Annotated in this window: 24 protein-coding genes; 8 read left to right on the top strand and 16 right to left on the bottom strand. The window is 47.0% G+C overall.

Annotated features, from left to right (window positions below):
• Positions 1–51 precede the first annotated feature (51 nt).
• From MHB46_RS10055 to tlp, 6 genes are all read right to left on the bottom strand, one after another.
• The gene (locus MHB46_RS10055) at positions 52–1,026 is read right to left on the bottom strand and encodes a glycoside hydrolase family 43 protein (RefSeq protein WP_165179486.1); all 975 of its coding nucleotides are present in this window, start codon (positions 1,024–1,026) and stop codon (positions 52–54) included.
• A gap of 188 nt (positions 1,027–1,214) precedes the next feature.
• Complete coding sequence (gene ilvA / locus MHB46_RS10060; RefSeq protein ID WP_061830889.1) at positions 1,215–2,501, bottom strand: threonine ammonia-lyase IlvA; 1,287 nt, start codon at positions 2,499–2,501, stop codon at positions 1,215–1,217.
• A gap of 332 nt (positions 2,502–2,833) precedes the next feature.
• A complete protein-coding gene (locus MHB46_RS10065) occupies positions 2,834–3,673 on the bottom strand; it encodes a carbohydrate ABC transporter permease (RefSeq protein WP_029517136.1) in 840 nt (279 codons plus the stop codon).
• 3 nt (positions 3,674–3,676) lie between these two features.
• Entirely contained in the window at positions 3,677–4,639 is a 963-nt protein-coding gene (locus MHB46_RS10070; protein WP_023987071.1) for a carbohydrate ABC transporter permease, read from the bottom strand.
• Positions 4,640–4,666: 27 nt separating this feature from the next.
• On the bottom strand, positions 4,667–5,959 hold the full coding sequence (locus tag MHB46_RS10075) for an ABC transporter substrate-binding protein (protein ID WP_341162244.1): 1,293 nt from the start codon (positions 5,957–5,959) through the stop codon (positions 4,667–4,669).
• 239 nt (positions 5,960–6,198) lie between these two features.
• Positions 6,199–6,423 (bottom strand): small acid-soluble spore protein Tlp, encoded by a 225-nt coding sequence (gene tlp / locus MHB46_RS10080; RefSeq protein ID WP_013308822.1) that lies wholly within the window; start codon positions 6,421–6,423, stop codon positions 6,199–6,201.
• Between the two features lie 170 nt (positions 6,424–6,593).
• Between tlp and MHB46_RS10085 the strand changes: the two genes are divergently transcribed.
• Positions 6,594–7,802 (top strand): chromate transporter, encoded by a 1,209-nt coding sequence (locus MHB46_RS10085; protein ID WP_341162245.1) that lies wholly within the window; start codon positions 6,594–6,596, stop codon positions 7,800–7,802.
• 163 nt (positions 7,803–7,965) lie between these two features.
• On the opposite strand, the gene MHB46_RS10090 is transcribed toward MHB46_RS10085, so the two are convergent.
• Positions 7,966–8,592 (bottom strand): alpha/beta hydrolase, encoded by a 627-nt coding sequence (locus MHB46_RS10090; protein WP_341162246.1) that lies wholly within the window; start codon positions 8,590–8,592, stop codon positions 7,966–7,968.
• Between the two features lie 218 nt (positions 8,593–8,810).
• Between MHB46_RS10090 and MHB46_RS10095 the strand changes: the two genes are divergently transcribed.
• A complete protein-coding gene (locus MHB46_RS10095; RefSeq protein ID WP_341162247.1) occupies positions 8,811–9,122 on the top strand; it encodes an autorepressor SdpR family transcription factor in 312 nt (103 codons plus the stop codon).
• The gene (locus MHB46_RS10100; protein WP_069012871.1) at positions 9,119–9,772 is read left to right on the top strand and encodes an SdpI family protein; all 654 of its coding nucleotides are present in this window, start codon (positions 9,119–9,121) and stop codon (positions 9,770–9,772) included. Before MHB46_RS10095 ends, MHB46_RS10100 begins: the two co-directional genes overlap by 4 nt.
• Positions 9,773–9,862: 90 nt before the next feature.
• On the opposite strand, the gene MHB46_RS10105 is transcribed toward MHB46_RS10100, so the two are convergent.
• Positions 9,863–10,687 (bottom strand): aldo/keto reductase, encoded by an 825-nt coding sequence (locus MHB46_RS10105; RefSeq protein ID WP_235307288.1) that lies wholly within the window; start codon positions 10,685–10,687, stop codon positions 9,863–9,865.
• A 44-nt stretch (positions 10,688–10,731) separates the two neighbouring features.
• Positions 10,732–11,025 (bottom strand): putative quinol monooxygenase, encoded by a 294-nt coding sequence (locus MHB46_RS10110; protein ID WP_013308817.1) that lies wholly within the window; start codon positions 11,023–11,025, stop codon positions 10,732–10,734.
• 160 nt (positions 11,026–11,185) lie between these two features.
• On the opposite strand from MHB46_RS10110, the gene MHB46_RS10115 reads away from it, so the two are divergent.
• From MHB46_RS10115 to MHB46_RS10135, 5 genes are all read left to right on the top strand, one after another.
• The gene (locus tag MHB46_RS10115) at positions 11,186–12,859 is read left to right on the top strand and encodes a sensor histidine kinase (protein WP_341162248.1); all 1,674 of its coding nucleotides are present in this window, start codon (positions 11,186–11,188) and stop codon (positions 12,857–12,859) included.
• Positions 12,852–13,580, top strand: coding sequence for a response regulator (locus tag MHB46_RS10120; protein ID WP_023987065.1), 729 nt, complete (start codon positions 12,852–12,854; stop codon positions 13,578–13,580). The genes MHB46_RS10115 and MHB46_RS10120 overlap by 8 nt, the downstream gene beginning before the upstream one ends.
• Before the next feature lie 200 nt (positions 13,581–13,780).
• Positions 13,781–14,761, top strand: coding sequence for an ABC transporter substrate-binding protein (locus MHB46_RS10125; protein ID WP_069012866.1), 981 nt, complete (start codon positions 13,781–13,783; stop codon positions 14,759–14,761).
• Complete coding sequence (locus MHB46_RS10130) at positions 14,758–15,762, top strand: FecCD family ABC transporter permease (RefSeq protein ID WP_069012865.1); 1,005 nt, start codon at positions 14,758–14,760, stop codon at positions 15,760–15,762. The genes MHB46_RS10125 and MHB46_RS10130 overlap by 4 nt, the downstream gene beginning before the upstream one ends.
• Entirely contained in the window at positions 15,759–16,736 is a 978-nt protein-coding gene (locus tag MHB46_RS10135) for a FecCD family ABC transporter permease (RefSeq protein ID WP_341162249.1), read from the top strand. Before MHB46_RS10130 ends, MHB46_RS10135 begins: the two co-directional genes overlap by 4 nt.
• 40 nt (positions 16,737–16,776) lie before the next feature.
• Here the strand turns inward: MHB46_RS10135 and MHB46_RS10140 are convergent, their stop codons facing one another.
• The 7 genes from MHB46_RS10140 to MHB46_RS10170 all read right to left on the bottom strand — a co-directional run bounded on the left by MHB46_RS10140 (position 16,777) and on the right by MHB46_RS10170 (position 23,150).
• Entirely contained in the window at positions 16,777–18,030 is a 1,254-nt protein-coding gene (locus tag MHB46_RS10140; protein WP_341162250.1) for a serine hydrolase, read from the bottom strand.
• Positions 18,031–18,213: 183 nt separating this feature from the next.
• The gene (locus tag MHB46_RS10145) at positions 18,214–18,639 is read right to left on the bottom strand and encodes an OsmC family protein (RefSeq protein WP_341162251.1); all 426 of its coding nucleotides are present in this window, start codon (positions 18,637–18,639) and stop codon (positions 18,214–18,216) included.
• Between the two features lie 55 nt (positions 18,640–18,694).
• The gene (locus MHB46_RS10150) at positions 18,695–19,444 is read right to left on the bottom strand and encodes an amino acid ABC transporter ATP-binding protein (protein ID WP_341162252.1); all 750 of its coding nucleotides are present in this window, start codon (positions 19,442–19,444) and stop codon (positions 18,695–18,697) included.
• Positions 19,445–19,458: 14 nt separating this feature from the next.
• Complete coding sequence (locus MHB46_RS10155; protein ID WP_341162253.1) at positions 19,459–20,106, bottom strand: amino acid ABC transporter permease; 648 nt, start codon at positions 20,104–20,106, stop codon at positions 19,459–19,461.
• 85 nt (positions 20,107–20,191) lie between these two features.
• Positions 20,192–21,049, bottom strand: a complete 858-nt coding sequence (locus MHB46_RS10160; RefSeq protein ID WP_341162254.1) for a substrate-binding periplasmic protein — start codon at positions 21,047–21,049, stop codon at positions 20,192–20,194.
• 99 nt (positions 21,050–21,148) lie between these two features.
• Complete coding sequence (locus MHB46_RS10165; RefSeq protein WP_061832076.1) at positions 21,149–21,826, bottom strand: TetR/AcrR family transcriptional regulator; 678 nt, start codon at positions 21,824–21,826, stop codon at positions 21,149–21,151.
• Positions 21,827–22,151: 325 nt separating this feature from the next.
• On the bottom strand, positions 22,152–23,150 hold the full coding sequence (locus MHB46_RS10170) for an NADP-dependent oxidoreductase (protein ID WP_341162255.1): 999 nt from the start codon (positions 23,148–23,150) through the stop codon (positions 22,152–22,154).
• Between the last annotated feature and the right edge of the window lie 74 nt (positions 23,151–23,224).

A 23,224-nucleotide genomic window follows, 5' to 3' on the forward strand; every position in this document is an offset into this window, starting at 1 on the left:
GAATATATCTATATGATTTTACTACACAAGTGACTCCAAACGGTCCTCTCTTTAGTACGTAGGCCAGCCTGCCGAATCCCATTTCAAATCACTAATCAGAAGCTTTGGATTTCCACCATCAGTGGCATCATAGGCATGACGTGCAATCACACTGTTGTTATAGACAGATTGTCCACCCGGTCCCTTCCAACGGTCATTCCCTGCATCCAGTATCGTTCCACCGCCATCCATCAGGCTTTTGCCGCTCTTGTCCACATACGGTCCGGTAATACTAGTAGAGCGACCGTAAATAATCTTATAATTACTGTCTACGCCTTTGCAGCAGTTATCAATGGAAGCAAACAGATAATAATAGCCGTCGCGGTATGTAACATGTGGCGCTTCCAAACCACCAGCCGTACGCTTGGCGATAGAATAGATCTGGCCCGTAGGCTTCATCGTATTCTTGTCCAATCGAGTCACTTTTAAGCCTGAATTCCATGAACCAAAGGAAAGCCATGGGTTACCGGAAGCGTCAATGACGAGATTGGGATCAATGGCATTATAATCGTTAGCATCCGTCGTACGCAGCACTAGTCCATCATCTCTCCAGCTCCCCGCGCCAATGCTCGTTGCGGAAGCTAGTCCGATAGCCGAGGTCCGGGCACCAAAAGTAGAAATGGAATAGTACAGCCATACCCGTCCATTGTACTTTTGAGCATCCGGTGCCCATACATCGTTAGTCTTTTGCTTAGGTACATACGTTTTCCACCATGATGGCGGTGACAGGAATATTTGCGGCAATCTGTAAAAATTGCGTCCGTCGTCCGATCTTTGAACCTGTATCCCCTGCCCTGTGGAGAAAATATACCATGCATTGCCTTCCTTCGTAATGGACGGATCATGCACTGCCACATCGCCAGTTAACGCCCAATGCTCTGCGGATGCAGATGGCATCACTGATAGCATTAAAGCAGCCGAGGTTACGGCAGCAAACGCCGTTCGGGTCAATTTACTCTGTACTGATTTTTTCCATGCTTCCAACATTCTTTCGCACCTCCGAATGAGTATCTTATAATGAAATTCAGGTGTCACACCTATTACATTAGTGTTTATACTTATGAAGTTACCCATATATTAACCTATCACATTCACTTTTGTAAACGCTTTATTTCAAATAAAAAGAAATTTATAAACTATGCATTATACATAAAAAGGAGCCCGTAGGCTCCTTTTCAAATTAACATATTAAATAGATTTTCGTTTTTGTTCAGTTCCGTATATTTAAGCCCCTTGCGGTTCATTCGTTCAATTAAAGGAAGATAGTCTTCCTTGTGAAACAGCTCAATGCCGACCAGAGCTGGTCCATTTTCCTTATCATTCTTTTTCGTATATTCAAACCTAGTAATATCGTCGTCCGGTCCAAGCACATCCTGTAGAAACTCACGCAGTGCCCCGGCTCTTTGCGGGAAATTCACCATAAAATAATGCTTCAGTCCTTCGTAAATTAGGGACCGTTCCTTAATCTCCTGCATACGATCTATATCGTTGTTACCACCGCTGACGATACAGACAACCGTTTTGCCTTGAATTTGCTCGCGATACAGATCAAGTGCTGCCACAGGCAGTGAACCCGCAGGCTCCACAACAATCGCATTTTCATTATACAGTTCCAGAATCGCGGTACATGCTTTGCCTTCCGGTACCTTCACAATATCGTCCAAGGTGTGTTTACAAATATCGTATGTCAGCTGACCCACACGCTTCACCGCAGCTCCGTCAACAAACTTGTCTATTTGATCCAGTGTAACGACCTTGCGCAAACGCATGGCTTCCGTCATCGACGCCGCGCCGAGGGGCTCCACGCCAATTACCTTGGTGGACGGACTCACGGTTTTAACATACGTACCTACGCCTGCCGCCAAACCGCCGCCGCCAATCGTTACGAACACATAGTCCATAGGTGTATCTAGGCTCTCCATCACTTCCATCGCAATCGTACCATTGCCCGCAATAATTTTCGGCTGATCGAACGGATGGATGAAGGTCATTGCCTGCTCGCTGCACACCTTCATGGCCTCATCATAAGCATCGTCAAACGTGTCTCCGGTCAGAATGACCTCTACACTGTTACCGCCAAAGCGACGAACCTGCTTCACCTTCTGATTAGGCGTTGTACTCGGCATAAATATTTTACCGTGGATACCAAGTGCATTACATGAAAAAGCCACACCTTGCGCATGATTCCCCGCACTCGCACACACGATGCCTTTTTCCATTTGCTCAGGGGTCAAGCTGCGGATCATGTTGTAAGCTCCACGAATTTTAAAGGACCGCACGACTTGGAGATCCTCTCTTTTCAGATACACATTACAGTTATATTTGGCCGATAGGACGGCATCCCTCTGTAAAGGTGTTCGCACAATCACCTCACGCAGCATATGATGCGCTCGTACAATATCCTCCATGCCAACGGCTGACGCCATGGCCGGGTCAGTTTTCTGGGTTTCTGTTGGTTCCATAGGTTCTCCACGCTCCGCCTGAATATTTCTGTATTGAGCATTTTGCATAAATCCCAAGAGCGATTTCAAACCAGCAATATATAATCGAAACGGTTTAGTTCGTTTATATATTGTACTTTTGAGCGTTAGGAATCAAATTATGCAAAGTGCTGTATTTGAAATCTTTCAAATATCATACCACGTTTACCCATAGCTTGTGCAGATGATAGTCATGAAAATGAGAATGAAAATCAATCGAATCTAAAAAAAGGCAGACCGGGACACTGCCCGATCAGCCTTTTTTGACGTTGCACATTTCTTGTACTCCATTGCTCTATTTAATACCTTTCCGATTATCCTTTTACTCCGCCTGCCGTCATCCCTTCAATAAAGTAACGCTGGAAGAACAGGAACACGACGAGAATCGGTAAAATAGCCAAAACGGAACCCGCGATCAGCACATCATAATTGTTGCCATATGGCGTCAGCAGACTGGACAGTCCAATTGGCAGTGTCAGCATGTCGTTGGTACGCAATACAATCATCGGCCAGAGGAAGTTATTCCAACTGTTCATCGCCTGCAAAATAGCCATTGCTGCAAATGCAGGCGCCATCAGAGGCATCATAATCCGTACGAAAATGCCATATTCTGAACAGCCGTCAACCCGCGCAGCATCCATGAAATCCTTGGGAACACCACTCAAATATTGACGGAAGAAAAAGATCGGGATCGGCGCGACGACGAATGGTAGAATTACACCCCATACCGTATTGATCAGCTTCATGCCGATCATTAGCTTGTAGAGCGGCAGCATGATAATTTCTACCGGGATCATCATCACGACCAGCACCAGTGTGAAAATCACATTTTTCAATCTAAAACGGTACATCTCCAGACCATAGCCTACCATCGCGGACAATATCAGACATAACACCGTAAACAAGACGGTAATGACAATACTGTTCCAGTACCATTGAAAATAATCCGTCGTCCCCTGAAAGATGAACGCATAGTTTTTCAGGGACATGATGTCCCACTCCAGCTTAAGATTCAATCCGTAGCGCAACAGCTCCGTCGATGGCTTGAACGAGGCAAGCGTCACGGCAAATAGCGGAAACAGGGCAAACCCGGCAAACAGAATGAACAGGACAACGAGCAATGCGGATAACGAGCCTTTTTGTTTCTGAGCCATCGCTTAATCCTCCTTCCGGAACATGCCGAAAAATTTGAGCTGGATTAGGTTCAGCACTAGTGTAAATACGAGCAATACAATGCCCACCGCAGCTCCGAAGCCCATACTGTTCTGCTCTAGACCTTGGCGATAGAGATAGCCAACAATTGTTAAACCAATATCGTTCGGAGAGTTATTTCCGTTCCACAACATGTAGCTCTCCGTAAACATAGACAAACCCGCATAAATGCTAATCGTAAATACGTAGATCGTTACTGGTTTCAGCATAGGAATCGTAATCCGCCAAAATGAATCGAAACGACTGGCTCCATCAATCTGCGCAGCCTCATACAACTCAGGAGGAATGTTCTGGAGTCCCGACATGTAGTACAACATATTTACGCCCAACCATCTCCACAAGGCCAGCACAATCAACGCTAAAAAGCCGGTGTTCGCATTCATTAGCCATTTGTAAGGCTCCAGACCGAATACCCCCAACAGGGAGTTCATCAGCGAACCATCCAATTCACCGAACATGAGTCGAAAGATCGTTCCTGCTACCACCACCGAGGTTAGTGCAGGTATAAACATCACGGAGCGAAACAACCCTCTGCCCGGCATTTTAGGCGAATTCAGCAATACTGCCAATACCAGCGGCAGAGGGATCAGCACGACTAGTGTAAGCAACGTATACAGTACGCTATTCAATATCGCCTTTCCAAACGTAGGATTGATTAAGTCCTTATAATTTTCCAGTCCAACATAAGTTGTTATCCCTGGTAGGACTTCCTGAAAGCTCATAATGACCGTCGAGATGACTGGATAGGCAAAAAATAGCGCAAAGGACAGTAAAAATGGAAGGACAAACACATACGGTGCCGTACGGCTGGAATGAATAAAGCGACTCCATCGGCTTCTGGTCGGACGCTGAGGTTGTGGCGGCTGACCTGTCGGTACATTAGCGTTCGTATGAACGGGCGTTGCCATGAATCTCACTCCCTTTCCTGTTGGGGTCTATCTCAGTTCATCTGCCAGCTCATGTAGCACCGTGGCTGGATCTTCGCCATTCTGTAGTGTCCGATAAAGTATTTTATTGCGCACAGCACTGGCAATATCAGGTGTTTTCGGTCCGATATGCACCGCATTGATTTCATCTTTGACTTCGATGAGCGTATCAAAAATATTCGTTCCGAAATACTCCGTAAATTTATTCTTGGCTTTGGCTTCCGGCATGGTCCACACTTCACTGCGGATGGGATCAAAACCAAGCTGCTTCCAGATCTCCACATTCCCTTGCTTGGATAGCTTGGCAAAGGCTAGAAAGCGCATCGCCAGATCCTGGTGCTCTGATTGGTTCGTGACTACTGTTCCGGTTCCGCCCATACCCGCTGAGCGAAAACCGCCTTTTTCCCACGCTGGCATGGGTCTGATGATAATTTTACCTTTTAGGTCAGGCATGTAATCCGTAAAACGTCCCATATACCACATCGGCATCCATACCGAAGCGGCCCCACCTTTGTTCATAAATCCGTAGTATTCCTCCATGTGATGCCCGCCGCCCGGTGCGGGAACAGCGATTTTGTCTTTTATCATCTGTTGAAGAAACTCGAGTGTTTTAATATTGGTTTCGTTATCCAACGTCAACTCGCCCTTGTCATCCAGAAAATCTGAATTTTGCTGGGAGATCATCGGCCAATAGCTCCACAGGTCATTCGTTTCTAAGGTCGCCATCGGCTTGCCTGTTTTCGCCAGCACTTGCTTGCCTGCAGCAGCATAGTCTGCCCAGGTGAAGATGGAATCCGGGTTTACCCCCGCCTGATCCATAATCTCTTTATTGTAATACATCACTTCGGCCCCAACGTGGAAGTCAATGCCGTAATACTTACCGTCTTTGCCGTAAATCTGTACTCTGGAAGGCACAATGTTATTGATCTCGGGGTCAATCACCGGATTGAGCGGGACCAGCTGCGGTATTCCTTTGAGGAAATTACCGATCTTGTTCACCTCGATATCCGCGATATCCGGCGCTCCCACCCCCGATTGCAGCGCAATCGACAGCTTGCTATGGTGGTTGTCATAGGGGAATGTATTCGCTTTCAAATTAATCAGTTCATCAGGGTGCTGTTGGTTCCATTGGTCAGCCATTTGCAGAAAAAACTTCTCATGCAGTTCATTGAACGTCCATAATACAAGTTCTGTTCCCGGCCCATCCTTTTCATCGGTCTTGAAAGAACAGCCTTGCAGCAGTCCAGCCATCAAAACCACCGCCATAAGCATCAAAGCCATGCTTTTTCTTTGCAGCAGCATATCCTTCCCCCTTCGCATGATGAAATCCTAATTCATAAATGATTGCGCTTTCTTTTATTATTTAACATCAATACAAATTAGTTTACAACAACATTATTTATAAAATATTTATTTTCAATGCAGATTAGCGTCCCCCTTGCATTATAGGGGGAAAATGAATTGTATGAGGCTATGATGATTTTTGCATAAAAAACGACCCAATTCCAATTGAAACTCGGAATTGGGTCGCGCTTTTTAAATTATTCTTGCGAATGTGCTGCTTCGTCCTTCACTTCTTCCCGAAATGATCTAATACTTTCTTTACGACGATTATTTTTTTCTTCGATCTGCTTACGCTCCTCGTTGCTGATTTCAGAGGAAAATTCGTTTAGATATCCTTCAGCTTCATGCAGGTTCTGCTGTGTGTTCTGAATACTTTGTTGCAAATGTTCAACATTATCGGCCCGATTATCTGGTTTTGCCATTCGTTTATCTCCTCCTGGGTTATGGAATCGCTCACTGAGCGCTAAACCGTAGCTTGATCGCTATCGAATGATTTTATGCATTCTTGTAGCAATTAATAAAATAGAGTAACTTAGATTACATTATTCAGTTATATTGAAGTTGGAAAAAAGAAAAGGGAGCAACCTGTTATATGGAAACGAGTAAGCTAGACCCGCTAGAAGATATTCCAAAGGGACGATTAGCGACTCTTCTTGAAGTGCTGGGGGTGTCTACAAAGTTAGGTCTAACCTCCTTTGGAGGGCCGGTTGCACATCTAGGGTACTTTCATAATGAGTACATACGCCGTCGAAAGTGGATGGATGAACAAAGTTACGCCGATCTTGTAGCGCTCTGCCAGTTCCTCCCCGGTCCGGCCAGCAGTCAGGTTGGCATTGGAATTGGAGTTGTAAGAGCAGGATTACTTGGCGGATTGTTAGCCTGGATTGGTTTTACACTGCCGTCGCTCCTTCTGTTGGTTGCGTTTGCTTTCCTGCTTCAAGGATACGATATAGCGAGTGCGGGGTGGATTCATGGACTGAAGATCGTAGCAGTAGCGATTGTGGCCCATGCTATTCTGGGGATGGGACAGAAGCTGACGCCTGATCGGGATAGGGCGACAATTGCCGTGATTTCCGCCGTGATTACGTTGTCCTGGCATACAGCTTACAGTCAAATTCTAATCATTGTTGCTGCTGGTGTTATCGGGTTATGGCTTTTTCGAAAGCAAGAGGCGGAGATTACGTCCAATCTTCAAATTGCGATTAGCCGAACTTTTGCGGTCTGCTCCTTGATTGTATTTGTTGCAATGCTTGTGGCACTTCCGCTTCTTAGATCCTCAGAGGAAGTGGGATGGTTAACGCTGTTCGATAGCTTTTTTCGTTCAGGCTCTTTGGTATTTGGTGGGGGACACGTGGTATTGCCGCTTTTGGAGAGGGAAGTTGTTCCAACTGGATGGGTTAGCCGAGAGAATTTCTTGGCTGGTTACGGAGCTACGCAAGCCGTTCCAGGGCCGTTATTCACCTTTGCAGGTTACCTTGGAGCTATCGCCGGGGGAGTACCAGGAGCAGTGGTTGCCACTCTCGCCATTTTCTTACCGGCATTTCTTCTTGTTGTCGGTGCACTCCCGTTTTGGAATGGATTAAGAAACAACCCGAAAATCCAAGGAGCTTTAGTGGGGATTAATGCAGCCGTGGTTGGTATTTTGATGGCTGCGCTGTATGATCCACTTTGGACTACCGCCATCTTGAAACCGATGGATTTTACCCTGGCGATCATTTTGTTTATGATGCTGGTCTTTTGGAAGCTTCCGCCTTGGGTGGTTGTTCTTGCGGGCGCAGCGGGAGGAATATTACTGGGGTAAGTGTAAGCCCAATAGGAGACATGGCGGGCAAAAGCATCCGGGTCAATAGATCCGACCTTCTATGTGCGAGTGAAAAAGCCGACTGCTTGAAAGCAATCGGCTCTCTGTAGAGAAACCTTAGCCAGGTCACTCGCCCTATTCCTCACATTTTTAAATTTAGTGCTTATACCTGCTCTCCACTCGGGTTAAAATGCTCCCCAAACCAACGTCCTGCGGCTTCGGCCTCAGTACGGGTCAATTGATGACCATTGCGTTCCCAATACGCATTCACCTGCGCACCAGCACCTTCCAGTAAAGCTTGCAGCTCACGGGATTCCGTGACCGGAACGATCGGGTCATTTTCACCGGAAGACAGAAATACAGGGATACCGTTTAAATCAGGCAAATTCAGCCCACGCAGCGGCACCATCGCATGATGCAGAATAGCTCCACGCAGCGCTTTTGCATCGTGAAAGAGCATACTGGCCGCTATGTTTGCTCCATTGGAATAGCCAAGAGCCACAACGTTGTTACGGTCAAAATCGTATTGCTCCGCAGCTGAATCCACGAATTCGCTCAGCTCCTTGGTACGGAATACAAGATCCTCAATATCGAACACGCCTTCTGCCAAACGGCGAAAGAAACGTGGCATCCCATTTTCCAGCACATTTCCTCTTACGCCTAACACAGACGCTCCCGGTGCTATCATGTCAGCCAATGGAATCAGATCCTGTTCGTTCCCGCCGGTACCATGTAGCAGCAAAATAACCGGGGCTTGCGGATGATTTCCTTTACGAAATACGTGTTTCATATATATTCCCTCCTTCATTTTTGTTCTAAATTAAGATTCTTATTTTTGTGTAATTTGATTATAGCCAACTTCTCTACCTTTTACAAACACAATCAGCCTGATTTAAATCTTTTTTTCTAAAATGATGTATTGTTCCGTTGACATGTATTATAGCTCTATTTTAATATGATATTAGATATTTAGAATATTATCTAAATATCTAAAGGAGGAAATGTATTTTGAACGATGCCTTTAAAGCTTTGGCTGATCCGACCCGGCGTACAATCTTACAGCTTTTAAAGGAAAAAAGCATGAGCGCAGGCGAAGTAGCTGAACATTTTCAAATTAGCAAACCCAGCATCTCCCACCATCTCAATATCCTGAAGCAGGCTGGGCTGGTGCTGGATGAACGACAGGGGCAAAACATTATCTACACCCTGCATACAACGGTTGTGGCGGATGTGATCGGTTGGATGTTCAGTATCGCCCACTCCGATACCCCTGCGAAAAAAAATAGGAATCATATTAAGAATGGGGAGGAATCTGAATGAAATTTCGAACACCTTGGAGCTTGACGGATGTTTTGACAACTTTGATTGCCTTATCACCCGCCATAGGCGCTATACTGCTGTACGACCGACTTCCCAATGTTCTAGCCTCGCATATTAACTTTAACAATACAGCAGACGGGTATACGAGCAAAAGTGGTTCTATTATCATGCTCGTGTTGTTGGGCCTAGTCCCGCTGGTCATTCGATTGGCTCGCCACATGGACCCCAACAGAGCTAATTATGAGAAATTTTCAAAAGCCTATGAAGTTACGCGTGCAGGTGTTTCTGTAGTTCTCGCTGTAGCTGGATGGGGAATGCTGCTGTATAACCTGAATATACGACTGCAAATGAATGCTATAATTTTAGGGTTAATAGGCCTGATGCTGATGGCGATGGGGAATTATATGACTCAGGTACAGCCGAACTATACGTTCGGTATCCGCACGCCGTGGACTCTGTCTAATCCCGAGGTATGGCGTAAAACGCACCGTTTCGGTGGGCCTATGATGATGCTTGGCGGTGCTTCAGCGTTGGTGGCGGCATGGGTCGGTGGAATGGCGGGAGTAGTCATTTTCCTTACCGTGCTGATCATATCCGTTATCTCTCCTGTACTCTATTCTTACTTGTTGTATCGTAAGCTAAACAAGTAATTAAACAAAGCTACACCTGAACCTAAAAAGGAACCTCCCAAACCGCGATAAACGCAGAATGGGAGGTTCTTTTTACAAGTGAATATTTATTTAAAACAGCAGCTTATCGGGATGCGTGCCTACACGCTCATCAAGATGAAGACCATTGATTCGTTCAATATCCTCAGCCGTCAATTCAAAGTCGAATAAATCAGCATTTTCGCGAATACGATGCGGGGTTACAGATTTGGGAATCGTCACAATCCCCCGATCCAGATGCCAACGCAAAATAACCTGCGAAGAGGTTTTACCGTATTTGGCAGCAATCTCAACGATGTCCGCTTGCTCGGTTAATTTCCCCTTCATCAGCGGACTCCACGATTCAAGCTGAATCTGGTGCTCCCGGCAGTATTGATGCAGTTCTTGTTGAGTCAGACGAGGGTGAAGCTCCACTTGGTTGATGACAGGAACCATGTTGCTGTCTTTGAGGAGGTCTTCGAGATGGTGAACTTGGAAGTTACTAACTCCGATAGCGCGTACGCTTCCTTCTTCATACAGTCGTTCGAATGCCTTCCAGGTTTCCTTGTACTTATCCTTGCCAGGCCAATGAATGAGATACAGATCAATGATATCCAGACCCAGCCGCTTACGGCTTTCCTCAAAGGCACGCAGTGTTGAATCGTAGCCCTGATCCTGATTCCATAGTTTGGTGGTTACAAACAGATTTTCTCTAGACGTCCCACTATCACGAATGGCTTGTCCAACCAGTTCCTCGTTACCGTAGATCGCCGCTGTATCAATGTGACGGTAACCGACCTCAATAGCTGTTTTGACCGCTTCGTAGACCTCATTGCCTTCCGCCTTGTAAGTACCAAAACCGAGCCAAGGCATCTGAACTCCGTTATTCAGTACAGTTGTATCCGCAATGTTCCCCATGTCTATTCCTCCTGTTCCTGATTATGAATTATCCAACGGGATGATTACAGTTTAGTTGCATCCTGAAAAGCATTCACTTGAAGCGGAGCAGCCAACAATTCTTTAGCCGCGGCAACAAATGCCTGGAAATGGGCAGAATTATTATGGAAATCTACAGCAGCAGCATCTTTCCACTCTTCAACCATCGTAAATGCGTTGGGATCATTCAGATCCTGCATTAACGTGTAGCGTACATTGCCTTCTTCAGCTTGGGATGCGCTGATCAGCCCTTGGGTTTGTTGCAGAAAAGTCTCTCTTTTTTCAGGTAAAACTTTCATATCGGCATGAATAATAATCATATTATGTTCCTCCTCGTATTATGTAACTATTTCTATTATAGACCATTCTTTCGAAAGAATAAAAGTGCGGGCGTTTCTGTAATACAGTAAAATAGATCGTATGGGGGAGAGATCAACTGATCCGTTCCTCCTATATTTTGTTTAACGGCGGTGAAGGCATGTGCGTTTTCAGACAAAACTAATGGTATTTATATCCCTTTTAGTACTGGTAGTTACCGGGCTGTTGGGATTATCCTTTCGATATATGATCACCTCCGCTCTATATGATGAAATCGGAAAAAGGGCGCTCACCGTCGCCAATACCCTCGCCGTAGATGCGCAGGTCAGAGACGCTCTGGAGCAGACCGAGACGACGCAATTGCGTTCGCGTATCAACGAGGCCATAAAGCCCGTTCAAGCCAGCAGCGGCGCTGATTTTATTACTATTGCTGATCGCCATCTCATCCGGCAGTGGCATGTAAACCCGGAGCGCATCGGCACGCCTATGATAGACCCCATGAATGATAAGGTACTGCAAGGGCAGTCCTTGATCACTGAATCGACGGGCTCTCTCGGACCGTCAATACGCGCCAAAACAGCCGTTTATGATACGCAAGGTAAGGCCATCGGGCTCGTCTCTGTAGGTTTTTTAATGACAGATGTGCAGCAAAATATTCGTACATACACATATGCATGGCTCTGGTTAATGGTGGGCGCGCTGATGATCGGCATATTGGGAAGCCTGATTATAGCGCAACGGGTACGCCGCGCACTGCATGGACTGGAACCAGTGGAGATCGGACGGTTGTACCAGGAAAAGCAAGCCATTATTGAGTCCATCGGCGAAGGGATTATCGCGGTTAATAGTAACGGACAAATCACACTTGCCAATCCACAGGCAGCTCGCTTGATCGGACTCCCGCCGGAAACCTCTATCTACGGATGCGACCTTCGTCACTTGACTGGTGTTCCGGATGTACTGGTTGATATGCTTGTTGCCGATTACACAGTAGAGCATTCAACGATGGGGCCAGATCAGGGACAGTACATATGGAATGAGGAAATTGAGGTCCAACAGCGAATTGTAGTCGTCAGCCGTGTGCCGATCCAGGATCGTTCCGGTCGCATCATGGGCACGGTTGCCAGTCTGCGTGACAAGACCGAACTGCTCCACATGACACAACAGTTGACAGAGGTCAAAGATTACGCGGAAGTACTGCGATCACAAACACACGAATACGCCAATCGGCTGTATCTCATATCCGGCCTGATTCAGTTGGAGTGTTATGACGAAGCGGTGGACTTTATCACCCAGGAATCAGAGGAATATCGTGTACACAGGCCGATTGCCACAGCTCTCCTGCCCGATTCAATCATCGCCAGCCTACTGATCGGTAAGAAGAAACAGGCGCTGGAAAAAGGGGTTTTACTCCATTCTGATATTAAAGGAGCATTCTCAACCCAGTCCCCTACGTTGGAGTGGTCCTTTCTCGCTTCCATAGCCGGAAACCTGCTGGACAATGCCATGGAAGCTGTTGCGATGTCCTCCATCTTTGACGGACAGGTCTGGTTCCGGCTTGAAGAAACGGCTGAAGCCATCATCGTCGAAGTTGCGGATAACGGATCGGGAATTTCGGACGATATCCAAGAAAAGTTGTTTGTCAGAGGAGCTTCGACCAAAGCAGAAGCAGGACATGGATATGGCCTTGCTCTCGTGCTGGAGTACACTGAACGAATGGGCGGCTCTATAGAAGTGCACAAACGTCCTGGTGGAGGAAGTATTTTTGAGGTTTACATTCCTTTACATAGAACAGATACGAGTAATAATGCAAAAGGAGGTTATGCCCATGAATGAGCGGGTTTTATCGGACATTGAGGTTCTTATTATTGAAGACGATCCGCGAATTGCGGAGATTAACCGCCGATTTATTGAAAAGGTGGACGGGTTCACCGTATGTGCAATCGCGACGAACGAATTTGAGGCAAAACTTCAACTGGACGTGCTCCGTCCTCCTCTAGTCGTGCTGGATGTTTATTTCCCCGATACGGATGGTCTAACCCTGCTATCGTTCATCAAGCAACACTATCCGGGTACAGATGTTATTATGCTGACTGCCGCCAAAGAAGCTGAAACAGTGGTACAAGCCGTTCGAGCAGGCGTGTTTGATTTTATCGTAAAGCCGCTTATATTCGAGAGATTGCGTGCGACCTTGGAGGAATATGCCCGGTTTCGGCGACAAATCACAACATGGCAAGAGGAACAATCCACAGTCGAGCAATCTGAAATTGACAGTTTACTTCAAAGCGCGGGCACCGGTCGGATGGCGGGGAACGGAGTCGGAGAACTATGGGCCAAAGGCATCGATAAAGTAACTTGCGACAAAGTGCTAGATCTCCTGAATCGACGGGGTGAGGTGACTACAGGTACAGTGGGAATCGAGCTGGGTATGAGCCGTTCTACAGCCAGAAGGTATCTGGAGTATTTAGTGGAAAGTGGCGACGCGCACCACGATCAGGTGTACGGAACCGTCGGCAGACCGGAGCGTATCTATCGCCGACAGCGGAGGGATGCATAAACCGTCCAACTCTGATGTCCTGGTACTTCCCCTCCTCCTATTCATAATTTTATTGAATTTAATTCACTTAATCGATCAAAACGGTTTAAATAACCACATTATTTACGTCCTCCTTCCCGATTGCTAGAATGATCAACAGTTAGTTGATTGATAATGATTATCAGTTTCTCTGATAATCATACTGGAACGGGGGATAACATATGGCAATACCGAAACAACCACTGCGCACAGGTATGCTGCTTGCAGCGATCCTGGCACTACTGACGGTCATTATGGCGGGATGTGGAAGCCAGTCACAAGATAACAGCGCAGTAGCACCTCAAGCAACAGGCGACACTCGAATGATTAAACATGAGATGGGAGAAACCAAAGTTACAGGTACACCCAAAAGAATCGTAACCCTGGAATTCTCTTTTGTCGATGCCACAACCCAACTGGGCGTAACTCCTGTCGGTATAGCTCAGGAAAATGACGATGATATTGATGGGCTGCTCGGCAAGAAAATCGACTTCACACCAGTAGGAACACGCAAACAGCCAAACCTGGAAACGATCAGCTCCTTGAAGCCGGATTTGATTATTGCTGATCTGAATCGTCATAAAAGCATATACAAAGAACTTAGTGAGATTGCTCCGACCATTGTTCTAAAGAGCCGCAATTCCTCCTATGAACAAAACTTGGCATCCTTCGGTGTCATCGCCGATGCGTTGGGTGAGAAGGAAAAAGGCGAGCAAATTCTCGCTACGCATAAAGCTACAATGGAAAAGTTGAAAGAAGGCATCAAAGCTGGTGAGCCACGCAGCGTATTGCTAGGGGTATTCCGTTCTGATTCACTATCGGCTCACGGCGCTTCATCCTTTGATGGACAACTACTGGAGCAAGCGGGTATCCACAATGCCCTTCAAAATACAAGCGAGCCTACCGTCAAGCTGACGCTGGAGCAAATTTCACAAGCGGATCCTGATGTGATCTTTTTGGTGGAAGCCGATGAGAAGCTGATTGCGGAATGGAAGCAAAACCCGCTTTGGCAAAACATTACGGCCGTCAAAAAAGGGGAAGTTTACGAAGTAAACCGGGCACTGTGGACCCGGTACCGTGGGCTCGGCTCAGCCGAAAAAATACTGGAGCAAGCCATTTCGCTTCTGTATCCCGCGCAAAGTAAAGGAGACGGCTCCCGTTGATCGGACAAGCCTCACGCGACCGGCTGAATAAGCCGGTCTTCTTTGCACTTATCGCTGCGTTGCTGGCTGGACTGCTGCTCAGCGTGGCGATTGGCCCAGTCAGGATGGACATCCCCACCATGCTGACTGCGCTGTTCACTGAGCATCCGTCTAAGGATCAGCTCATTGTCTTGACGGTACGCCTACCGCGTGCCGTTATTGGCCTAATCGTCGGGGCCGGGCTTGCCGTGGCTGGAGCTCTGATGCAAGCCATCACACGCAACCCGCTGGCTTCGCCGCAGGTATTCGGGGTCAGCTCAGGCGCTTCGCTGGCTGTCGTGCTGTCCGTCGTGCTGCTGCCGAATATCGGATCGTCCGGCAGCATTTATTTTGCTTTTGCCGGGGCCATCGCAGGCGGTTCCTTCGTATATGCGCTGGCCGGAACGGCGGGCATGACGCCGGTCAAGCTGGCCCTTGCCGGGATGGCCGTGCATCTGCTGCTGGCCTCCATCACCCAGGGACTGCTCGTGTTCAACGAGCAAATATCCGATGTGCTATATTGGCTCGCCGGAGCCATCGACGGGTCCACTTGGGCCGACACGCGTCTGGTGCTACCATGGTTCGCCGTGGGTATGATTCTTGCGCTAGCGCTGGCCCCCTCGCTATCTGTGCTGAGCCTCGGGACGGAGGTCGCACAGGGATTGGGACAAAACGTACGTCTTGTCCGTCTACTGGCCTCGGCCTCAGTGATTATGCTGGCAGGCTCTGCCATAGCGGTAGCCGGTTCCATCGGCTTTGTGGGCTTGATGGTACCGAATATCATCAAGATGTTTACAGGCGACAATTACAAACGGGTCATTCCCCTGTCTGCAATCTGCGGAGCTCTGCTGCTGACCTATGCGGACGTGCTTGGACGATTTATTGCATTTCCTTATGAATCACCCGTTGGCATTGTAACCGCGCTGGTGGGTGCGCCCTTCTTTTTATATCTGGCGCATAAGAACGGGAGGGCTTCACGATGAAAAAACTGTGGATTTTACTCGCGCTCATGCTGGGTGTTGCTTTTATAGCTATAGGCGTGGGCAGCACCTACATTACGCCCTCTGAGCTGATCAAGGCTCTGACGGACCGGAGTGCCTCTTCCTGGTTCATCGTTCATCATTATCGGCTGCCACGCGGTCTGCTGGCCATCATGGCCGGAGCTGGGCTGGCAGTAGCCGGTGTTCTGCTGCAAGGCATGATCCGCAACCCGCTAGCCTCGCCAGATGTGGTAGGTGTATCCAAGGGGGGCGGCTTTGCGGCGGTTCTCGTCATCGTGCTGCTGCCCTCATCCCCAGTGGCACTGCTGCCTGTAGCCGCCTTTGTCGGGGCTGGGCTAGCTGCACTGTTGCTCGTACAGCTTTCGATGAAGGGAGGCATGCGTCCCAATATGCTAGCCTTGACCGGACTGGCGGTGGGCGCTATTTTTCAGGCTGCGACCGATTATATACTGGTCAAGTATCCACTCGAAGCCAGCGACACGCTCACTTGGCTAGCTGGAAGTCTGTGGGGCAAAGGCTGGGACGAAGTGTATGGGCTACTGCCGTGGTTAATCGTGTTGCTGCCTCTCGCCTATACCCTACAGCGCAAGCTGGACATTATGAGCCTAGATGAGGAAAGCTCTGCTGGGCTGGGACTTAGCGTGAAGCGTGTGCGTACAGGACTGCTAGCCGTGTCAGTCGCCTTGGCTGCCTCCTGTGTCGCTGCCATCGGCTCCATCGGATTTATTGGACTGCTGGCACCGCATCTGGCACGGCGGTTATTTGGCAATCGCCACCGCTATCTATTGCCCGGTTCGGCGATGATCGGCGCCCTGATTCTCGTCCTTGCTGACGCGCTGGGACGAGGTCTGAAGCCGCCGCTCGAAATTCCCGCTGGCATCGTGACAGCCGTCATTGGCGCGCCATATTTTTTGTATCTATTGCTTCGGGAACGCAAACAAAAAGACAGCGGATAGGATGAGGATAAGAAGTTGCGCAGCGCAGCTAAACGCAGTACTATACCCTAGCGTTTAGCAGCGCTACCTGTACACCGATACGCCGATTAACTTCTTTTCTAAACGATTCATCATGCAGTAGCCTCTTTTTAAAATCATTTATCATTTCGGGAAAGCTGGCATTTGTGCTTGGGTCCAAATCGTTAAAAAAGACAGCTAGCTCTGTCGTATGCCCTTCCTTATCTGTCGCATACATGGCCAGTGTCAAAACATAAGCCGTGGAGCCACCTTTTTGCCCAGTATGTTTAAGGGATTGCTGGTTTTCAGGAAGAACCATAAATGGTTCCTCCAAGACCTCGGACAATAACTTTTGCTCAGCTTTTGTGAACCCTTGACGACGATTCAGCTTACTCATTAAAGAGGCATACTCGGCTGTCGTTGATGCTATAAAGCGATCCGTATTGATACGATCATAATCCTGATCATACCAAGTCGTAATATCTGCGTTTCTCTTGTAAGAACCACTCACATCACGGCGCAGCTTGTTATGAATCACGCGGGCATATCGGCGAAATTCCGTATCAGACATCGCCTGAATGGCTTCTTTGGCAGAAATATTATTCTTTGTATTATTCCAATTCTCACCTTGTCTCTCCTTCATCCATTCGTAGGGAATCAAAATGGAGGATACAAACGGATAAATGGGATCATGATTTTGCAGCCCCATTTTGGCTCTCGTCCGATTGATCGCATCCACCCCCAGTTTGTCCATTAAATACTCCGCATTGGCGTTGGAACTGAATTGAATCATCCCCTTGGCGACGTCTCGTACAGATACAGTTTCATTCTGTATCCGCCCTTTAGCCTCCATATTCTGTAGCCACGCCGTATGAGCACCCCCATCCAAACCCGGCAAATAAAACCTTTCCAGCGAAATCAGCTTCACTCTCCCGTCCGGGTTAATCTTACCCACCACCGCTTGCTTGGCATATTCGATCGCAATGATTGTTTTGACGGTGCTCGCCAAAGGCATCATCCGGTTTTCCTCTTGACCTGCCAGCTTTTTTCCATCTCTCAGAATCGTAATCGAAACTTTTTCTGCATTCGCCTCCACAAAATGAAGTAAACGGCGGGCAGCATCCTGTTCCTTCGTTTCTTCCTTAACGTCAGCTGCAATCGCAGTTGTGGGCCGGACGGTATTCGGGGGATTAGCCACTTGATTCTGCATGAAAGATAGTAAGCCTGCCGCTACACCCATAACGATGAGCACTGTAGCCAAACTAGTTGCTACCAAAATAAGGCGCTTTCGTTTCACTATTACCTCCCCCCGTATGCACTTCACACACAGGTTTATTTTCCCATTTTTATATTTCAATTTCTATTTTAAACGAAAACACAGTACAAAAAGTTTCATTACGTGTCATATTTTCAAATAACATAAAAAAGAGAGCCTCCTGTATATAACACAGGCTGACTCTCTTTCACTACCCTTCGACCCTTATGCTGGATAGGATACTTCGGTTCCATTCAATATGAGGTGCATCCGAATTTCCGCTTTTAAGGAATCGGATACTGCACAATATTTTTCCTTACCCATCTGAATCGCTTTCCATACGCGGTAATCCGGAATATCGCCATCTACGTAGAATGTCAGATCAATCGCTGTAAAGCCTGTCGGCATTTCTTCCTTGCGCGTACCTTCTGCGTCAATATCAATGCGAGTAATGTCCGACAAGAAACGATCCAAAATCATCGTAATATCAATGCCCATACATCCCGCCAGACCCGCCAACAGCAGTTCCATGGGTGTCATCCCTTTACCATCACCGCCATAAGCCGCCGTAGCATCCATCCCAACGGAATAACCGGATGGACCCTCCGAAGTAAACGCGCGTTTGCCGTGCCAAGTTGTAGATACTTTCATGTTCAAAGGCCTTCTTTCCCTCTTAATAATCTATGATTCATCCTCGATCTTAACTTTAAAATTCACTGATTTGGCGTAAAAATTTCTGTGTTCTCTCATGCTGGGGAGTGTCAAAAAACGCCTGTGGCGCTGCCTCCTCCAAAATGATACCATCTGCCATAAATACGACCTTGTCCGCCACCTCGCGAGCAAATTTCATCTCATGAGTAACGACGACCATCGTCATTCCGTCTTGAGCCAACTCTCGCATAACACCCAGCACTTCCCCTACCAGCTCGGGATCAAGCGCCGATGTCGGCTCGTCGAACAGCATAATCGCCGGGTCCATCGCCAGCGCACGCGCAATGGCTACTCGTTGCTGTTGTCCACCGGACAGACGTGAAGGATGTACATCCTGCTTGTCCGATAACCCCACCCGCTCCAACAACCGTTGTCCGATGGACATAGCCTTGTCGCGCGGCATTTTTTTTACTGTCAGCAGTCCTTCAATGACATTGCCGATTGCGGTTTTGTGCGGATACAGATTGAATTGCTGGAACAACATCCCTGTCTGTTTGCGAATCTCACGAATGGCTGCTTGGCGGACACGAACGGGAGCCGTAGCATCGACCTCAATCCCATTCACCTCAAACTTGCCGGAAGAGAGCTCTTCCAGACCGTTCAGGCAGCGCAGCAAGGTACTTTTACCTGAACCGCTCGGGCCGAGTAATACGACGATTTCACGAGCGGCAACCTGAAAATCAATGCTTTTCAGAACCTCTACCTGTCCGAATCGTTTACCTAATCCGTTAGTTGTTATCATCATCTATCATCTCCACCTTAATAAGCTCGAGCCAGACGCTTTTCCACCCGCTCCAGTATAGCGGAGAATCCAATGCTCATAATCCAGTACATCAGGCCAATTTCGAGCAGAAACGGCATGTAAAGCAAATACTGCGCCTGTAAAAGCTGTGCCTGCCGCATCAATTCACTGACCCCGATAAACGACACCAGCGACGTTTCTTTAAGCATACCTACAAATGTATTCCCCATCGGTGCAATTGCGATCCGTACCGCCTGAGGAAGAATAATACGCCACATCGTTTGACCGGGCGACATTCCCGTTGCATAAGCTGCCTCGGTCTGTCCCTGGGGTACGGCTAAAATAGCTCCACGGAACGTCTCCGATAAGTACGCCCCTGTATTAATGCTAAGTGCCAGACAAGCAGCTGTCAGCGATCCGAATGATATTCCATAATCATCCAGTCCATAATAAATGACCGCAATCTGCACCAAAACCGGCGTCCCCCGAATGATCGATACATACATGCGCGCCAGCCATCGAACGGGTCGATTCCCCTTCAACCGGGCCACAGCAACAACCAAACCAATGATTAGGCCAAAAAACATAGAGACAATCGTAATATATAGCGTATAATAAGCACCCTTTAATAAAAAAGGGACGTTCTCCCACATTAATTCAAGCATCGGTTATATTCCCTTCTTTCAGACGAGTGGCCCCATGTCAGCATAAAAGCCAAGACTGGAGCCAGACGCCTCTAACAGGCTTACGTTATTCTTTTGGCTCCTCGCCAAACCATTTTTTGAAAATTGTTTTGTAAGTGCCGTCTTCCTTCATTTCCTTCAAAGCCTTGTTCAAGGCTTCTTTGAGCTCAGGAGTTTTCTGGTTAATGGCTACACCCGCTTGATCCGATTTAATCGGCTCGCCTACGGCTTTAATTTTGAACCCGTTTTTATCGATAATAGGCTTGAGAGCATACAGATTGTTGATTGTTGCGTCAATACGACCAGAGTTTAGATCCTTTAAGGAAGTAATGACATCATCATACGTTTTAATCTCAAAATCACCTACCTTCGGCAGTACTTCATTCCGCAGATAAGATTCATCATTCGTTCCCAAGCCGACACCAATGGTTTTGCCTTTAAAGTCCTCTAGCTTGGTAATATCATTTGTTTTGCTGTTTACGATAATGTTTACATTGTTTGTGATATAAGGCTCAGTGAAGTCAATGGCCTTCTTACGATCCTCTGTGATCGTCACTTGGCTAATCACTGCATCGAATTTTTTCTTTTGCAAACTTGGAACCAGTCCCGAGAATTCTTGTGCCGTGAACTCCGGTTTCACTCCAATCCGCTTCGCCAATTCTTTGGCGATATCCACATCAAATCCGTCCAATTCCTTGTTATCGTTCAAGAAATTGTACGGCGGATAGGTGCCCATCATGCCTACCTTAATTACACCAGCCTTCTTGATTGCTTCGAGCTGGTTACTCGCTGCCACATTACTGCTACCCGCTCCATTGCTAGTATTAGAAGCTTCTGGCTTAGTACCGCAAGCGCTCAGCACAAGGCTGAACAATGCCACAGCCATGAGTGTAGTTACCAAGAACCCTTTTTTACGTGTTTTCATGTATCCTTCTCTCCTGTCTGGATGTAAATGATTGAGTTCATATATGTGATTTGGCTATATTATTTGTTGCCAACTACCCATTCATGCGATGTTGACCCTCTAGCTTTGACCTAATAGTCCATAAAACTCAAAATTAGCCGCCTCTGCTGCCAATCTTTTAGCAGTTATCTGCGTGATGTGGTCATATGTTCCCTCTGAACCGAATAGCCAGCGTGTAATGACACCTTCGATCATACTCATGAGTAGTGCCGCCCTTAATTCGACATCCAATTCAGCAGGCAACATGTTCAGCTCGATCGCTCTTTCCATATTGCGTCGGAATGCCAGCTCCATCGCGGCCCTTGTCTCTCGGATACTCTGGCGCACCGGTTCATCGACACCACTGCCGATCAGTAGCAAACCCATCAGATAGCGGTTCTCCAATGCAAAATCAAATAACCGAACAAACAGCGCCTCCGATGCCTTAACCATATCAGCCAGCGTTCCCGCATCACGGCGATATCCCTGTCCAATCGCTGACAGTAGCTGTTCACGACCGGTAGCGATAATCTCCAGCGCCAGTGCCTCTTTGCTTTTAAAATGCCAATAAAACGTGCCTTGGGCTACTCCCGCCTCTACCACGATATCTGAAATCTTCGTTTGATGGTAACCCTGCTCGGCGAACCGCTTCAATGCAATGTGAAGAAGCTGTGTTCTGCGGTCTGTTTCTTCTCCCGCGTGCTCAGCAGGTTGGTCATTTGAGACGGTCTCGGACTGCTTCGCCTTCCGTGGCTGCATAGGTTTCCTCCTCCCGATTGATCAGTCAGTCAGTTTTGTATTTTTAATCCTATAGGATAAGTATACTTTTGTCAAAGAAAAAAGTGTCAGAAGAAAATAAAGTTTTGCTGCTCCAAGCGGCTTTTGAATTTTAAAAACCGACAGATCCCATAAAATAAGTATTAGACTGGCGCCAACAAAAAAGACAGCGGCAGTCTTAGACTACTGCTGTTTTATTAAACTAACGTTCTCCTTTAGCGTAATCAGCCAAATGCTACGAAGCGTGAATGTGGTGTTATGCCAAGACACCTTTCGAGCGTATTTCCAAAATTCATATATCCTCTCCTTAGAAGGTTACTATCACTTTTCCTTCGGAGTGGCCAGTAGAAACTTTATTTAAAGCCATGTTAATGTCATCAAAATTATAAACTGAATCTATAGCAGGCTTAATATCTTCATCCTCAACTAGTTTCGTCAGTTTTTGTAATTGCCTGCCATTAGCGGACACGAATAAGAAGCGATATTCTTTATCCTGTTTAACTGCTAATCGATCTAAACGAGCACCTACTAAACCAAACAATAGCTTTTTCCATATTGGAAAGTTATTTTCAGCAGCAAAGCGGTAATTGGGTAAAGCCTTCAATGATACCAATTTCCCTTGGGGTTTGAGAATAGCAAGTTCCGTTTTAATTTCTTTTGCCCCCAATGTATCGATAACATAATCGATATTAGATAGCAAATCAAAATAATTTTCCTCTTTATAGTTAATGAATTGATCAGCGCCGATGGACAGTGTTCGTGATCTCCCTCTTTCACTGCCGCTCGTAATCACATATAACCCCATCGATTTGGCAATCGGGATAGCCATCGTACCAAAGCCGCCGGTTCCTCCAGAAATAAATAGTTTTTTATCGGGTTGAACATGAAGTACATCATGCAAGGCTTGATATGCAGTCAAAGCCGTGAGGGGTACCGCGGCGGCCTCAATAAAAGAAAGATTTTTAGGCATAACGGAAATCGCATCCTCATGGACTGCCGCATACTCAGCAAAAGCTCCGATTTTATTTATTGGCAGCCTCGTATAAACGGGATCTCCAACCTTGAATTTCACAACATCTTTTCCAACAGCCTCAATAACGCCGGATAGTTCGTTTCCTAAAGTTAAAGGGAAGTCATAATCGGCAATCATGCGAATACTACCATTTAAAATAAGAATGTCTAAGGGATTTACACCTGCAGCTTTTACTTTGATAAGAACCTCATGTTTATTGATTTCCGGTATTTTTATATTGTTTATTCCTAATTGGATTTGTTTTGAATATTTTTGCATTTGCGCAGCTTTCAATTCTTCATCTTCCCTTTTCTCATTTATCTTAATTCCACATTCGTTTATTGGAAAAATTGATGGCGTACTTTAAC

This window comes from Paenibacillus sp. FSL H7-0703 (assembly GCF_038003485.1).
Classification (GTDB): Bacteria; Bacillota; Bacilli; order Paenibacillales; family Paenibacillaceae; genus Paenibacillus; species Paenibacillus polymyxa_B.

Coding starts and splice junctions, on each gene's coding strand:
- MHB46_RS10055 (WP_165179486.1), bottom strand. CDS start 1,026: ATGTTGGAAGCATGGAAAAAATCAGTACAGAGTAAATTGACCCGAACG.
- ilvA (WP_061830889.1), bottom strand. CDS start 2,501: ATGGAACCAACAGAAACCCAGAAAACTGACCCGGCCATGGCGTCAGCC.
- MHB46_RS10065 (WP_029517136.1), bottom strand. CDS start 3,673: ATGGCTCAGAAACAAAAAGGCTCGTTATCCGCATTGCTCGTTGTCCTG.
- MHB46_RS10070 (WP_023987071.1), bottom strand. CDS start 4,639: ATGGCAACGCCCGTTCATACGAACGCTAATGTACCGACAGGTCAGCCG.
- MHB46_RS10075 (WP_341162244.1), bottom strand. CDS start 5,959: ATGCTGCTGCAAAGAAAAAGCATGGCTTTGATGCTTATGGCGGTGGTT.
- tlp (WP_013308822.1), bottom strand. CDS start 6,423: ATGGCAAAACCAGATAATCGGGCCGATAATGTTGAACATTTGCAACAA.
- MHB46_RS10085 (WP_341162245.1), top strand. CDS start 6,594: ATGGAAACGAGTAAGCTAGACCCGCTAGAAGATATTCCAAAGGGACGA.
- MHB46_RS10090 (WP_341162246.1), bottom strand. CDS start 8,592: ATGAAACACGTATTTCGTAAAGGAAATCATCCGCAAGCCCCGGTTATT.
- MHB46_RS10100 (WP_069012871.1), top strand. CDS start 9,119: ATGAAATTTCGAACACCTTGGAGCTTGACGGATGTTTTGACAACTTTG.
- MHB46_RS10105 (WP_235307288.1), bottom strand. CDS start 10,687: ATGGGGAACATTGCGGATACAACTGTACTGAATAACGGAGTTCAGATG.
- MHB46_RS10110 (WP_013308817.1), bottom strand. CDS start 11,025: ATGATTATTATTCATGCCGATATGAAAGTTTTACCTGAAAAAAGAGAG.
- MHB46_RS10120 (WP_023987065.1), top strand. CDS start 12,852: ATGAATGAGCGGGTTTTATCGGACATTGAGGTTCTTATTATTGAAGAC.
- MHB46_RS10125 (WP_069012866.1), top strand. CDS start 13,781: ATGGCAATACCGAAACAACCACTGCGCACAGGTATGCTGCTTGCAGCG.
- MHB46_RS10135 (WP_341162249.1), top strand. CDS start 15,759: ATGAAAAAACTGTGGATTTTACTCGCGCTCATGCTGGGTGTTGCTTTT.
- MHB46_RS10145 (WP_341162251.1), bottom strand. CDS start 18,639: ATGAAAGTATCTACAACTTGGCACGGCAAACGCGCGTTTACTTCGGAG.
- MHB46_RS10150 (WP_341162252.1), bottom strand. CDS start 19,444: ATGATGATAACAACTAACGGATTAGGTAAACGATTCGGACAGGTAGAG.
- MHB46_RS10155 (WP_341162253.1), bottom strand. CDS start 20,106: ATGCTTGAATTAATGTGGGAGAACGTCCCTTTTTTATTAAAGGGTGCT.
- MHB46_RS10160 (WP_341162254.1), bottom strand. CDS start 21,049: ATGAAAACACGTAAAAAAGGGTTCTTGGTAACTACACTCATGGCTGTG.
- MHB46_RS10165 (WP_061832076.1), bottom strand. CDS start 21,826: ATGCAGCCACGGAAGGCGAAGCAGTCCGAGACCGTCTCAAATGACCAA.